This window comes from Hydrogenophaga sp., from assembly GCF_051858985.1.
GTDB lineage: Bacteria > Pseudomonadota > Gammaproteobacteria > Burkholderiales > Burkholderiaceae_C > Hydrogenophaga.
The window spans coordinates 541,516-554,444 of sequence record NZ_JBHYGM010000002.1 but is presented as its reverse complement, the minus strand read 5'-3'; the positions used below and the strand labels follow the sequence as shown (position 1 = coordinate 554,444).

Sequence of the window (12,929 nt, the reverse complement as noted above, 5' to 3'; positions counted from 1 at the left end):
GCGATCTGCCGGACCCAGGGACGCGTCAGTGCAAAGCCTGCCAGACCAAAATCAGCCGCCGATGACGGCCGTTTGAACCTGTTCCTTGAGCTTGGGACTGGCGTGAAAGGTCACGACCCGGCGTGCCTGGATGGCCACCGGCTCGCCCGTGCGCGGATTGCGGCCAGGACGGGGTGCCTTGGTGCGAATCTGGAAGTTGCCAAAACCCGAGATCTTCACGTCGCTCCCTTCGACAAGGCTGTCCGTGATCAGATCGAAGAAAGCGTCGATCATGTCCTTGGACTCGCGCTTGTTGAGGCCAATCTGGTCGAACAACAGTTCCGCAAGCTGCGCTTTGGTCAGCGCCGGGGTTTCCAGGCTTTCGACGGCGAGTTCCATTCGGGGTTTCTCCATCCTCGTTCAATCAGGCGCGCAGCCGGCCGGCCAGGCGTTGCTCCACAGACGCCAGCACGACTCGGATGGTCGCCTCGATGTCCTCTTCGGTCAGTGTAGCGTCGTCGCGGTTTAGCACCAGCCGCACGGCCAGACTTTTTTCATCATTCCCCAGCGCACCAGCCGTGGTCTGTTCGCCTGCAAGCTTCTTTGGCCGATAGACGTCGAAGAGCACCACATCCTTGAGCCACGGAGTCTCGGGCGCCCGAATCGCGTCAACCACCGCGGCATGCGTGACCGACTCCTTGACCACGATGGCCAGGTCGCGCTCGACCGCCTGGTGCCGGCCGACGGCCCGGTAGGCGGGGACCGGGTGCGCCAGCACCGCGTTCAGGTCCAGTTCGAACATGACGGGCGCCTGCGGCAGTTCGTAAGCCTGGCGCCAGCGCGGGTGCAGTTCCCCGACGTACCCGACGCACTGGTCGCCCAACCAGACACCCGCACAGCGCCCGGGGTGCATGGCAGGATGTTCGGCGACCCGGAACTCGGCAACGCGAGGAGCGAGCAACGCCTGAACGTCGCCCTTCGCATCGAAGAAGTCCACCGCGCGATCCTCCGTCCCCCATTGCAAGGCATCCGCACCACCATGGCAGAGGCCCGCCACGCGCATCGGCTGAGCAAAACCTGCGACCGAGGTGTCGCTGTCGGCCACCTGAGCATCCTTCATGAACACACGCCCGAGCTCGAACAACCGCACCCGGTCGGCACGACGATCCAGATTGAACTTCAGCACGGCCATGAGACTGCCCAGAAGGGAGGAGCGCATCACGCTCATCTGGCTGGCGATCGGGTTGAGGAGACGGACCGGGTCGGCATTGCCGGCCAACTCGCGCTCCCACCGTTCCTCGACAAAGCTGAAGTTGATGGTTTCCTGATAACCCAGGTGGGCCAGCAATCGCCGCAGGGCAAAAGGTCCACGGCGCGACTCGGGCCGGATGCGCGCCGTGATGGGGGCCAGCGGCGGGGTATCGGGCAGGTTTTCGTACCCGATGACGCGAGCCACTTCCTCGATCAGGTCTTCCTCGATCAAGAGGTCAAAGCGGTACGCTGGCGGCAGGACCGACACCACACCTTCACCCTCCTCGACCGGCAAGCCCAGGCGTCGCAGAGCACCCGCACATTGCGCCTGAGTGAGTGGCATGCCGATCACCTTCTGCGCACGAGCCACACGCAGGCTGACCTTCTGCACCTGGGGAAGATTGACCACATGGTCCTCGAGCACGGCGGCCTGGCCGCCACAGATTTCCAGCACCAGTTGCGTGATGCGTTCGACGTGCTCCACCGTCGTGGAGGGATCGACCCCGCGCTCGAAACGATGGCCGGCGTCGGTCGAGAAGTTGTACCGCCGCGAACGGCCTGCAATGGCCCTGGGCCACCAGAAGGCGGCTTCGATGTAGATGGCCTGGGTGTCGTCGGACACGGCCGTTGCGTCACCGCCCATGATGCCGGCGAGGGACTCGACGCTTCGCTCATCGGCAATCACGCCGACCTGCCCGTCGACCGCAACCGTGTTGCCGTTGAGCAGCTTCAAGGACTCACCGTCCCGGCCCCAACGCACGGTCAGGCCGCCGTGGATTTTGTCAAGGTCGAAAATGTGCGAAGGGCGGCCCAGCTCGAACATGACGTAGTTGGAGATGTCCACCAGCGCCGTCACACTGCGTTGCCCACAGCGTGCCAGTCGCTCCACCATCCATGGCGGGGTGACGGCCCTGGTGTTGACGCCGCGCACGATGCGTCCCGAGAAACGCCCGCACAGATCGGGCGCGTCGATCTTCACCGGCATGCGGTCTTGCAGGCTGGCGGGAACCGGCTTGAACACAGGTTCAACCAGCGGCGCACCCGTCAGCGCGGCCACTTCACGCGCAATGCCATAGACGCTCAAGCAGTGCGCCAGATTGGGCGTGAGCTTCAGTGTGAACAGCATGTCGTCGAGGGCCAGCAGTTCGCGGACGTCTCGGCCCAGTGGCGCGTCGTCGGACAGTTCCAGCAGGCCGCCATGGTCCTCGGACAGCTTGAGCTCCCGCGCCGAGCACAGCATGCCCTGGCTCTCCACGCCCCTCAGCTTGCCGAGCTTGATCTGGAAGGGCTTGCCGTCGTCACCCGGTGGCAGTTCAGCGCCCACCAGTGCGCACGGAACCTTGATGCCCACCCGGGCATTGGGCGCGCCGCAGACGATGTGGAGCAGATCGCCCCGCCCCACATCCACCTGGCAGACGCGCAGGCGGTCGGCATTGGGATGCTGCTCTGCCGCCTTGATCTCGCCCACCACCACCTTCGAAAACGGTGGCGCCACGGGATGCAGCTCCTCCACTTCCAGACCAGCCATGGTCAGGGTGTTGGCCAGTTGTTGACTGGTGAGGGGCGGGTTGCAGAAACTTCGCAGCCAGGATTCGGGGAATTGCATGTCGGGATCTCAGCGGAATTGCGAGAGAAAACGGACGTCGCCGTCAAAGAACAGGCGAAGGTCGTTGACGCCGTAGCGCAGCATGGTCAGGCGGTCTGGACCCATGCCAAAGGCAAAGCCGATGTAACGCTCAGGGTCCAGGCCCATGTTGCGGACCACATTGGGGTGCACCTGTCCTGAGCCAGCCACCTCCAGCCAGCGGCCGGCCAGCGGGCCATCCTGGAACTGGATGTCGATCTCGGCGCTGGGCTCCGTGAACGGAAAGAAGCTCGGGCGAAAACGCAGCACCAGGTCGTCCGATTCGAAGAAGGTGCGGCAGAAATCGGTAAAGACGAACTTCAGGTCCTTGAAGCTCACGTTCTCGCCGATCCACAGGCCCTCGCACTGATGGAACATCGGCGAATGGGTCGCGTCGCTGTCAACGCGGTACGTGCGGCCCGGCGCAATGACGCGAATCTCAGGCATGCCAGAACCCGCTTCCAACGATGCAGGGTGGCGCTTGACGTGCTGCACCGCGTGGCGAATCTGCATCGGGCTGGTGTGCGTGCGCAGCAGATTGGGCGCTTTCGCGTTGCCACCTTCCACGTAAAAGGTGTCGTGCATGGACCGCGCCGGGTGATCTTCGGGCGTGTTCAACGCAGTGAAGTTGAACCAGTCGGACTCGATTTCGGGACCTTCGGCGACTTCGAATCCCATGGACCCGAAGATGTCCTCGATGCGCTCGAGCGTGAGGCTCACCGGATGAAGTCCGCCGAGCCCCCGCTGACGGCCTGGCAGCGTCACATCGAGTGCCTCAGCCCTGAGCTGTGTCTGCAGTTCTGCATCCGCGAGGGCCTGACGGCGCTCGTTCAGTGCTGCCTCAATCGCCTGCTTGGCCCGATTGATGGCCGCGCCACGCGTCTTCTTCTCATCCACAGAGAGGGACGCCATGCCCTTCATCAACTCGGTGATGCGACCCGACTTTCCCAGAAAAAGCGCTTTGGCGTTCTCCAGATCGGCGGGGGCTGTGGCGTCGGAGAACGCAACCCGCGCGCCCTCGACCAGTTCATCCAACTCGTTCATGTGTGTGATGGCATCGTTGGGAAACAAAAAAAGGGTTGAAGCCAGCGAGGGAACCCCTCAAGCCTCAACCCCTTTGAGCGACTGGGGAGCACCACGGCAAGCCGCGATGCATCCCTGTCGTGAATCAAGCGGCCAGCTTGGCTTTGACTTGCTCCACGATGCTGCCAAAGGCAGCCGGGTCGTTCACCGCCAGATCGGCCAGGACCTTGCGGTCGATCTCGATCTGGGCCTTCTTCAGGCCATTGGCGAACTGGCTGTACGTCAGGCCGCATGCGCGGGCACCGGCGTTGATACGGGCAATCCACAACTGCCGGAACACGCGCTTCTTGGTGCGGCGATCGCGGTAGGCGTACTGCCCGGCCTTCATCACCGCCTGCTTGGCGATGCGGAAGACGTTACCGCGGCGGCCGCGGAAACCTTTGGCCAGAGCCAGGACTTTTTTGTGTCGGGCGCGAGCCGTGACACCACGTTTGACGCGAGGCATGTGCTACTCCTTGTTCGTCGTTGATCAAATGCCCATGCCGGGCAGCATCTGCGCCATGTGACCCATATTGGTCTCATGCACAGTCACTGCACCCCGCAGGTGGCGCTTGTTCTTGGTGGTCTTCTTGGTCAGGATGTGACGCTTGAAGGCTTGACCGCGCTTGACGGTGCCACCGGGACGAACGCGAAAACGCTTCTTCGCGCTGCTCTTGGTCTTCATTTTGGGCATTTGCATGCTCCTTTTCATTTGTGCTCGTGAGGCGCCGCGAACCTTCCGCGGACTTGTTGGCCCCGAGCCACTTTTATGGACAGCTTTCAAGCCGCCCGTTCGGCATCCTTCCTCTCGGATGGTGCCTCGAACCACCAGGAGACTAATCTGGCGGTCCAATCCTTTGTCTTCCAACGTTCCTTCAGGCTGCCGACTGACCTTCTGCCGGTGCCGCCGCCTCGGTGGCCTTGGTCGCTCCGCCACCGGCCTTCTTGCGCCCTGGCGCAATCATCATGATCATCTGGCGCCCTTCGAGCTTGGGAAACTGCTCCACCACAATGGAATCGGCCAGCTCGTCGCGAATGCGGTTCAAAAGCGCCAGGCCAAGATCCTGGTGGGTGATTTCCCGGCCGCGGAACCTCAACGTGATCTTGCACTTGTCGCCATCGTCCAGAAACCGGCGGATGTTGCGCATCTTGATGTTGTAGTCGCCATCGTCCGTGCCCGGCCGAAACTTGATTTCCTTGATTTCGATGACGGTCTGCTTGGCTTTCGCTTCAGCGGCCTTCTTCTGCTCCTGGTACTTGAACTTGCCATAGTCCATCAGGCGACACACGGGAGGGACAGCGGTGGCCGCAATTTCGACCAGATCCACATCCAGCTCACCGGCCATGCGCAACGCTTCCTGCAGACTGACGATGCCCAGCGGCTCGTTTTCTGGTCCGTTGAGGCGAACCTCTGGAGCCATGATTTCCCGGTTCAAGCGGTGTGCGCGCTCTTCACGCTGGCGGCGGTCGCGAAAGTTGGTAGCTATGGTGAGTTCCTTTATGTGGGCTGATCAAACACATGGGCGGCCGTGAAGGCCGTCAGCTTGCATGCGCAGGACGCAATGACCGCAGGGCTTCTATCCTGGTGTTTGATGTCAAACCTTGGATGAAACGTCTGCCGCAATGAGTTTGGAAAAGGCTTCCAGCGGCATGACACCGAGGTCTTTGTTGCCTCGAGCCCGCACAGCCACGGCACCAGCCGCCTTCTCTTTGTCGCCCACGACAAGGATGTAAGGCAGCTTTTGCAACGCGTGCTCTCGTATTTTATACGTTATTTTCTCGTTGCGCAGGTCAGTCACCACCCTAAGCCTTTGATTCTGCAACGTTTTCGCGATTTCACGACAGTAATCTGCTTGGGTGTCGGTGATGTTGAGCACCGCCACCTGCTCCGGCGCCAGCCAGGCGGGCAACGCACCGGCATGCTGTTCAATCAGGATGCCGATGAAGCGCTCCAGACTGCCCACGATGGCGCGGTGCAGCATGACCGGATGAGCGCGCCCGCTGGTTTCGGTCACGTACTCGCCCCCCAGGCGCTCCGCGGTGTTGAAGTCCACCTGCATCGTGCCGCACTGCCACTGCCGACCGATGGCGTCCTTGAGCGTGTACTCGATCTTGGGTCCGTAAAAAGCGCCATCGCCGGGTGAGACGATGAATTCGCACCCGGAACGCCGCAGCGCCTCCATGACGGCGAACTCCGCCTTGTCCCACAGCTCGTCGGAGCCCACGCGCTTTTCCGGGCGGGTCGCCACCTTGTAGATGATGTCCTTGAAGCCGAAATCCGCGTAGACCTTTTGCAGCAATGCGGTGTAGGCAATGCATTCGTCCAGGATCTGGTCTTCGGTGCAGAACACGTGGCCGTCGTCCTGCGTGAATCCACGCACGCGCATGATGCCGTGCAGCGCCCCACTGGGTTCATTGCGATGGCACTGGCCAAATTCTCCGTAGCGCAACGGGAGATCCCGGTAGCTCTTGATGCCCTGCTTGAAGATCAGCACGTGCCCAGGGCAGTTCATCGGTTTGAGCGCGTATTCGCGCTTCTCCGATTCCGTGGTGAACATGTTGTCGCGGTAGTTGTCCCAGTGGCCGGTTTTCTCCCACAGGCTCTTGTCAAGAATCTGCGGGCCCTTCACCTCCTGGTAGCCGTTGTCGCGGTAGACGGCACGCATGTACTGCTCCACCGCCTGCCAGACCGTCCAACCCTTGGGATGCCAGAAGACGAGGCCAGGCGCCGTTTCTTCCATGTGGAACAGGTCGAGCTCTCGGCCCAGCTTGCGGTGGTCGCGTTTCTCGGCCTCCTCAAGCATCGTCAGGTAGCCCTGCAGGTCTTCCTTGGTGGCCCAGGCCGTGCCGTAGATGCGCTGCAGCATCTCGTTGCGGTGGTCGCCACGCCAGTAGGCGCCAGCCACCTTCATCAGCTTGAAGTGCTTGAGCTTGCCGGTGCTGGGCACGTGCGGGCCCCGGCACAGGTCCTCAAACGCACCCTCACGGTAGAGCGACACATCTTCATTGCTCGGGATGCTGGCGATGATCTCGGCCTTGTAGTGCTCCCCCATCCCCTTGAAATAGGCCACCGCCTCGTCGCGCGGCAAGACGCGGCGAACCACAGGCTCGTCCCTCGCGGCCAACTCGGCCATGCGCTTCTCGATGGCGGCCAGGTCCTCGGGCGTGAAGGGCCGCTTGTAGGAGAAGTCGTAGAAGAAGCCGTGCTCGATCACCGGGCCGATGGTCACCTGAGCTTCGGGAAACAGCTCCTTGACGGCGTAGGCCAGCAAGTGAGCGGTGGAGTGGCGAATCACCTCCAGGCCATCGGGATCCTTGGCGGTGACGATGGACAGCGGGCTGTCCTGGGTGATGAGGTGGCTGGTGTCGACGACCTTCTCACCGATCTTCCCTGCGAGCGCAGCTTTGGCCAGGCCCGCGCCGATGGACGCCGCCACTTCAGCCACCGTCACCGGGCCGGGAAATTCACGTTGGGAACCGTCGGGAAGCGTGATGTGCAACATGGTCGTCCAGAAAACAAAAAAGCGCGGCAGGGGCCGCGCTGGTGTGGAGAGGAAAGGGGAATCGGGCAGGCGCGAACTGCAGGCCTCAGAGGGCCAGGAGGGTGATCTCCATAGTTCGCGGTGTCATAACCAGATTGCCTTTCTCGCTCTTGATGAGTCAGAAGAAGCGCGATTTTCACACAAAACCTCCCGGCTGGCCCGGACAGGCCCTTGCGAAACATCTACGAACATCATTGAAGCCGCCATGCGGGCAGACTACGGCCCTTACGACCTGTTCAATCCCTACACAGAATGAAACTACTCCCTCTGCTTTTGTCCCTCAGCGCGCTGGCCATCTCCCCCCTGGCGGCGGTGGCGCAAACCCCTTCGCCACAGCCCGCTGTCAAGCCCGCTCCGACAGCCAAGAAGCCCACGACCAAGCGCGCACCGCTGGCTCGCTCGGCGGCCAAGGCCGTGGAAGAAGTGACACCGATCGACGAGCACTCCGACGTGGTCCTCAGCGAAGCCGATCTGGCCATCGCTCAAAGGGTGTACGTCGGACAGATTCCCTGTGAACTGGGGTCTTCGGTCGAAATCACGCCCGCCAAGCGCCAGGGCTTCTTTCTGGTGCAGGTGAAGAACATGCGCAACGCGCGCTACTACATGCACCCTGTCGAAAGCCGCACCGGCGCCATTCGCCTCGAAGACCCCAAACGCGGGGCGCTCTGGCTGCAGCTGGGCAACAAGTCGATGCTCATGAGCCAGAAGCTCGGTGCGCGTGTGGCCGATGAATGCATGAGCCCAGACCAGTTGACGCTGGCAGAGGAAATGAAGCGAAATCCCCGGCCCGGCCTGCTCGACCCCGTCGAGCCCCCAGCGGCCGCGCCACAGGCTCCCGCGGTCACCGCTAACTGAGCGTTCTCCCGGACCGACCGACCATGCGGACGAGCCGGGCCGGGAACGCCGATTGCCGGAAGGATTGACCATCATTCTTGAAAGGCAACCCATGGCATCCGAACAAAAGACGACCGACGACCTCTGGAAGATGATCAAGGACATCCAGTTCGGGATGTTCGTCACCCGCCACCACGGCGGGCAACACGAGGGCCACATGCACTCGCGGCCCATGACGACGCAGAACAAGGATCTGAAAGACGGCAGGCTTTGGTTTTTCATGTCGCGCAAGGGCGGGCCCGTGGGAGATCTCGAAGCCGACCCCATCGTGAACGTAAGCTATTCGGACCCGGATGCCGACACGTACGTCTCGGTCTCTGGGACCGCTCAGGTGGTCAATGATCTGGAAAGGACGCGGCAGCTCTGGAACACCGCCGCCGAGGCCTGGTTTCCCGGCGGTCCCGAAGATCCGGACCTCGCGTTGGTGTCGGTGCGAATCGAGCACGCTCACTACTGGGACGTGAAAGAAAACCAGCTGACGCAGTTGTTCGTGATGGCCAAGGCCGCCCTTACCGGCCAGCAGGCGCAACTTGGGGAATCCGGCGAAGTCCGTCCCTGAGTCCGGAGAACGGCGCTGGGCGCACCGTGCCCCCGAACAAAAAAGGCCACCCCGAAGGGTGGCCCTGTCTCCTCACCTCTTCGGGTGGACTCAGTGGAACTGCTCTTCCTCGGTCGAGCCGGTCAGCGCCTTCACGCTCGATGAGCCGCCCTGGATCACGGTGGTCACGTCGTCAAAGTAACCTGCGCCCACTTCCTGCTGGTGCGACACGAAGGTGTAGCCCTTGTCGCGCGCCTTGAATTCGGGCTCCTGCACCATTTCCGTGTAGTGCTTCATGCCTTCGCCCTGGGCGTAGGCGTGGGCGAACTGGAAGGTGTTGAACCAGTTGATGTGGATGCCGGCCAGCGTGATGAACTGGTACTTGTAGCCGAGCGCGGCCAGGTCTTCCTGGAAGGATGCGATCTGCTTGTCGTTGAGGTTCTTCTTCCAGTTGAACGAGGGCGAGCAGTTGTAGGACAGAAGCTTGCCCGGGCAGGCGGCCTGCACGGCTTGGGCGAACTCGCGGGCGAAGCCTATGTCGGGAACGCCCGTTTCGCACCACACCAGATCGGCATAGGGCGCGTAGGCAATCCCGCGGCTGATGGCTTGCTCCAGCCCGTTCTTGACGCGGTAGAAACCTTCCTGCGTGCGCTCGCCCGTCAGGAAGGGCTTGTCGTTGGCGTCGTGATCGCTGGTGATCAGGTTGGCGGCTTCCGCGTCGGTGCGGGCCAGCACGATGGTGGAGACACCCATCACGTCGGCAGCGAAGCGCGCAGCGATCAGCTTCTCGCAGGCTTCCTGCGTGGGCACCAGCACCTTGCCGCCCATGTGGCCGCACTTCTTCACGGCGGCGAGCTGGTCTTCGAAGTGCACGCCAGCGGCACCGGCCGCAATCATGTTCTTCATCAGTTCGAAGGCGTTGAGCACGCCGCCAAAGCCGGCCTCGGCGTCGGCCACGATGGGCAGGAAATAGTCGATGAACTCCGGGCTGCCCGGCTCGATGCCACGGCCCCACTGGATTTCATCGGCGCGCTTGAAGGTGTTGTTGATGCGGCGAACCATGGTGGGGACCGAGTCGTACGCGTACAGCGACTGGTCGGGGTACATGGTCTCGCTGGTGTTGCCATCGGCGGCCACTTGCCAGCCAGAGAGGTACACCGCCTCCAGGCCAGCCTTGGCCTGCTGCATGGCCTGGCCTGCGCTGATGGCACCAAAGGCATTCACGTAGCCCTTCTTGGCTCCGCCGTTGACCTTGTCCCACAGCTTTTCAGCACCGCGCTTGGCCAGGGTGTGCTCAATCTGCATGCTGCCGCGAAGGCGGACCACATCGGCGGCGGAATAGCCGCGCTTCACACCTTTCCAGCGCGGATTGGTCGCCCAGTCTTTCTCCAGGGCTTCGATCTGTTGTGCGCGGCTGAGTTGCTCGGTAAGGGATTGGGGCATGACGGACTCCGTGAGGTTGAACAGGAAGGGCTGGCTTCGGCTTGCATCGGTCGGCCGCAAGCGGATGCCGATGGAGTGACTTTAAGTCTTATAGAAGAGTTTTGGAAGCTCTTATATCTTATATAAGAGAAAAATTTTCTTCTTGTTTTTCAACGATGTAGTTGCGAGATTTCTCAATGCAGAAGCCTCTTTCTCGCATTGAGAAAAAATCATGCGCCGCAGCATTTGCGATTTTTATAATGCGAAAGTAAGATTTCTCATGCAGGAATGCCGCCCATGCCCATCGGGCATCATTCAGCCCACTTTCGCGCCGACGCCCTCTTCCTGTGAATCCAAATCTCCCCCTGAACCGCTGGTGGGCCTGCGCCTGCCTGGCGTTGAGCATGTCCCTGGTGGGCAGCTACGTGGCCCTCTCCAAACCGCTGGTGCTGGTGTTCCCGGTGTTCCTGCTGGCCTGGTTGCGCTTTGGCATCGGTGGCCTGGCGATGTGGAACTGGTTGCGCAAGCCTGCCGACGAAGCACCGATGACGCCACGCACTCGCGGCCTGCTCTTTCTGGAATCGTTCCTGGGCAACTTCCTGTTTTCCATCTGCATGCTGTTCGGGGTGAGCATGACGACCGCGGTGGCCGCGGGCGTGGTCATGTCTTCGATTCCAGCCGTGGTGGCCGTGCTCAGCTGGCTGTTCCTGCGCGAGCGCATCGGCTGGCGCAGCTTGGCCGGCATCGCCTGCGCGGCCATCGGCATCGGCCTGTTCTCGCTGCAGAAGGTCGACGCGGGTGTGAATGCCGTGGTCGACACCAGTGGGCCGTTCGGCATCAGCCGTGCGTTGCTGGGCAACCTGCTGGTGTTTGCGGCTGTGGTTTGCGAAGCGTCCTACGTGGTGATCGGCAAACGCCTCACCGAAGGGCTGAGCCCCAAGCGGATCTCGGCGGTCATCAACCTCTGGGGATTTGCGCTGGTCACGCCCTTCGGCATCTGGGCCGCCTGGCAGTTCGACTTCGGCACCGTGGCGGCGCCCATCTGGGTTCTTCTGGTGTTCTACGCGCTGGCCGCGAGCATGTGGACGGTCTGGTTGTGGATGACGGGGCTCAAGGTGGTGCCAGCGTCCCAGGCGGGCGTTTTCACGGTGATGCTGCCCATCAGCGCCGCGGCCATCGGCGTGGTGTTCATGGGCGAGCGGCTCACCGCGCTGCAGGGCGTGGCCTTCGGTATTGCGCTGCTGGGCCTGGTGCTAGCGACGTTGCCCGAGCGCAAAGGCGCTTCGAAGTAGCCAACTCACCAGCCGCCCGTCGCGAGCCAGTCGTCCACCTGCTCCAGCCGATCCGAGCCCCAGAAAGGCTCGCCGTCGATGAAGAAGAACGGCGAGCCAAAGACACCGCGCTCCAGTGACGCAGCCACCGCCGCGCGGAGTTCGTCGCGCGCCAGTTCGCTCTCCATGCCCTCTCGAACTGCATCGGTCCGTAGACCCAGAAGCGGCGCGATGTGGGCCACCGCGTCGGGGTCACCGAGGTCCATGCCCTGTCGCCAGTAGCGGTCCAGCACCTCCCGGGCAAACGCCACCTCCGTGCCGGGGTGTTCATGCCGCAACCAGTAAAAGGCGCGCGCGGCGGGTCGCGGATCCATCATCGGGTCGGCGGGCTGTCGCTGGAGCTGCAGGCCGTGACGCCGCATGTAGCGCAGGCTGTCCCGAATGACGTAGTCGCCCTTGAGCGGTGTCTCCAGCAGCGGCTTGAGGCCCATGGTCTTCATGACCGACACGCCCAGCAACATGCTGTGCCAGCGCACTTCGCGCCCGTGGCGAGCGGCGATGGCTTCGATGCGAAGGCTCGCAAAGTAGCCGTACATGGAAAGGAAATCAAAGTAGAAATCGATCGGTTCTGCGTGCTTCATGCGCACAGTATCCCCAATCGCGCCTCAGCCGATTCATGCGCACCACAGCCCGGTGGGTTGCGTGATGCCCATCCAGATGGCCCAGCCGGAGGTGAGCGCCAGGGCCAGGCCGGCCAGACGCATGGCCCAGGCGCCGGAACGCGCGCCTCTCAGGCGCAGCATCACCCACGGTGCGGCCGTGAGCGAGACCGAGGTGCCGAGCGCAAACAGCGCCATGAGGGCCGCACCCTCGACCGCACTGGCCGAAAGCGACGCGACCAGCAGGGCCGAATACAGCAGCCCGCAAGGCATGAGTGCCCAGCCCATGCCCAGCACCACGGGCGCGCGCGGTCCCAGCCTGCCCAGCGCCGGCCTGGCCTTTCGCCACACGGTCCGGCCCAGGTTCTCGATCCACGCGGGCTGGCGCGCCTGCCACAACAGCACGCCGCCAAGCAGCAACGCCGCCACGTGGAACATGGTCCACACCGGACGCAGCACGGCGGTGTGCGTGCCCAGCCAGGCCAGCCCCTGCACGGACCCGGCGGCCAGCGCCCCGAACAGGGCGTAACCCACCATGCGACTGAGCTGGAAGGTGAGCAGCGCGGACGTACTGCGCGCACCTGCAGCCTTGCCGATACCGGCACAGGCCGCGCCGCACATCGCCACGCAGTGCGGGCCGCCCACCAGCCCCATGAAAAGCGCGGTGATGGTCATGGAAGTCTGCAT

The 12,929-nt window shown here is 62.9% G+C and carries 13 protein-coding genes; 3 read left to right on the top strand and 10 right to left on the bottom strand.

All coding sequences use genetic code 11. The features are described 5' to 3' along the window. Positions 1 to 51 precede the first annotated feature (51 nt). The 7 genes from ACTIEY_RS09080 to thrS all read right to left on the bottom strand — a co-directional run bounded on the left by ACTIEY_RS09080 (position 52) and on the right by thrS (position 7,419). Positions 52 to 378: an integration host factor subunit alpha gene (locus ACTIEY_RS09080; protein ID WP_439518784.1), complete on the bottom strand. Its 327-nt coding sequence runs from the start codon at positions 376 to 378 to the stop codon at positions 52 to 54. A 25-nt stretch (positions 379 to 403) separates the two neighbouring features. Further along, positions 404 to 2,836, bottom strand: coding sequence for a phenylalanine--tRNA ligase subunit beta (gene pheT / locus ACTIEY_RS09075; RefSeq protein WP_439518783.1), 2,433 nt, complete (start codon positions 2,834 to 2,836; stop codon positions 404 to 406). Positions 2,837 to 2,845: 9 nt separating this feature from the next. Continuing rightward, positions 2,846 to 3,898, bottom strand: a complete 1,053-nt coding sequence (pheS, locus tag ACTIEY_RS09070; RefSeq protein WP_439518782.1) for a phenylalanine--tRNA ligase subunit alpha — start codon at positions 3,896 to 3,898, stop codon at positions 2,846 to 2,848. Positions 3,899 to 4,022: 124 nt separating this feature from the next. Next, positions 4,023 to 4,382 (bottom strand): 50S ribosomal protein L20, encoded by a 360-nt coding sequence (gene rplT, locus ACTIEY_RS09065; RefSeq protein ID WP_086120609.1) that lies wholly within the window; start codon positions 4,380 to 4,382, stop codon positions 4,023 to 4,025. A gap of 24 nt (positions 4,383 to 4,406) precedes the next feature. Further along, complete coding sequence (gene rpmI / locus ACTIEY_RS09060; protein ID WP_066151481.1) at positions 4,407 to 4,610, bottom strand: 50S ribosomal protein L35; 204 nt, start codon at positions 4,608 to 4,610, stop codon at positions 4,407 to 4,409. A 181-nt stretch (positions 4,611 to 4,791) separates the two neighbouring features. Then, on the bottom strand, positions 4,792 to 5,403 hold the full coding sequence (infC, locus tag ACTIEY_RS09055) for a translation initiation factor IF-3 (RefSeq protein WP_439519430.1): 612 nt from the start codon (positions 5,401 to 5,403) through the stop codon (positions 4,792 to 4,794). A 108-nt stretch (positions 5,404 to 5,511) separates the two neighbouring features. After that, positions 5,512 to 7,419 (bottom strand): threonine--tRNA ligase, encoded by a 1,908-nt coding sequence (thrS, locus tag ACTIEY_RS09050; RefSeq protein ID WP_439518781.1) that lies wholly within the window; start codon positions 7,417 to 7,419, stop codon positions 5,512 to 5,514. Positions 7,420 to 7,710: 291 nt separating this feature from the next. Here thrS and ACTIEY_RS09045 point away from each other — a divergent pair, with 291 nt between their 5' ends. Continuing rightward, a complete protein-coding gene (locus tag ACTIEY_RS09045; RefSeq protein WP_439518780.1) occupies positions 7,711 to 8,313 on the top strand; it encodes a hypothetical protein in 603 nt (200 codons plus the stop codon). Between the two features lie 91 nt (positions 8,314 to 8,404). After that, on the top strand, positions 8,405 to 8,911 hold the full coding sequence (locus ACTIEY_RS09040) for a pyridoxamine 5'-phosphate oxidase family protein (RefSeq protein WP_439518779.1): 507 nt from the start codon (positions 8,405 to 8,407) through the stop codon (positions 8,909 to 8,911). Positions 8,912 to 9,001: 90 nt separating this feature from the next. On the opposite strand, the gene aceA is transcribed toward ACTIEY_RS09040, so the two are convergent. After that, positions 9,002 to 10,333, bottom strand: a complete 1,332-nt coding sequence (gene aceA / locus ACTIEY_RS09035) for an isocitrate lyase (RefSeq protein WP_439518778.1) — start codon at positions 10,331 to 10,333, stop codon at positions 9,002 to 9,004. Positions 10,334 to 10,659: 326 nt separating this feature from the next. Between aceA and ACTIEY_RS09030 the strand changes: the two genes are divergently transcribed. Continuing rightward, positions 10,660 to 11,604, top strand: a complete 945-nt coding sequence (locus ACTIEY_RS09030; RefSeq protein WP_439518777.1) for a DMT family transporter — start codon at positions 10,660 to 10,662, stop codon at positions 11,602 to 11,604. Positions 11,605 to 11,609: 5 nt separating this feature from the next. Here ACTIEY_RS09030 and ACTIEY_RS09025 read toward each other — a convergent pair whose 3' ends face one another. Next, positions 11,610 to 12,224 carry a 2-hydroxychromene-2-carboxylate isomerase gene (locus ACTIEY_RS09025; RefSeq protein ID WP_439518776.1) on the bottom strand — a complete coding sequence of 205 codons (615 nt, stop codon included), beginning with the start codon at positions 12,222 to 12,224 and terminating at the stop codon, positions 11,610 to 11,612. A gap of 33 nt (positions 12,225 to 12,257) precedes the next feature. Continuing rightward, the gene (locus ACTIEY_RS09020) at positions 12,258 to 12,929 is read right to left on the bottom strand and encodes a sulfite exporter TauE/SafE family protein (protein WP_439518775.1); all 672 of its coding nucleotides are present in this window, start codon (positions 12,927 to 12,929) and stop codon (positions 12,258 to 12,260) included.

Excerpts from the sequence above, each read along its gene's own strand:
- ACTIEY_RS09080 (WP_439518784.1), bottom strand. The coding sequence starts at position 378 with ATGGAACTCGCCGTCGAAAGCCTGGAAACCCCGGCGCTGACCAAAGCG.
- pheT (WP_439518783.1), bottom strand. The coding sequence starts at position 2,836 with ATGCAATTCCCCGAATCCTGGCTGCGAAGTTTCTGCAACCCGCCCCTC.
- pheS (WP_439518782.1), bottom strand. The coding sequence starts at position 3,898 with ATGAACGAGTTGGATGAACTGGTCGAGGGCGCGCGGGTTGCGTTCTCC.
- rplT (WP_086120609.1), bottom strand. The coding sequence starts at position 4,382 with ATGCCTCGCGTCAAACGTGGTGTCACGGCTCGCGCCCGACACAAAAAA.
- rpmI (WP_066151481.1), bottom strand. The coding sequence starts at position 4,610 with ATGCCCAAAATGAAGACCAAGAGCAGCGCGAAGAAGCGTTTTCGCGTT.
- thrS (WP_439518781.1), bottom strand. The coding sequence starts at position 7,419 with ATGTTGCACATCACGCTTCCCGACGGTTCCCAACGTGAATTTCCCGGC.
- ACTIEY_RS09045 (WP_439518780.1), top strand. The coding sequence starts at position 7,711 with ATGAAACTACTCCCTCTGCTTTTGTCCCTCAGCGCGCTGGCCATCTCC.
- ACTIEY_RS09040 (WP_439518779.1), top strand. The coding sequence starts at position 8,405 with ATGGCATCCGAACAAAAGACGACCGACGACCTCTGGAAGATGATCAAG.
- aceA (WP_439518778.1), bottom strand. The coding sequence starts at position 10,333 with ATGCCCCAATCCCTTACCGAGCAACTCAGCCGCGCACAACAGATCGAA.
- ACTIEY_RS09025 (WP_439518776.1), bottom strand. The coding sequence starts at position 12,224 with ATGAAGCACGCAGAACCGATCGATTTCTACTTTGATTTCCTTTCCATG.
- ACTIEY_RS09020 (WP_439518775.1), bottom strand. The coding sequence starts at position 12,929 with ATGCAGACTTCCATGACCATCACCGCGCTTTTCATGGGGCTGGTGGGC.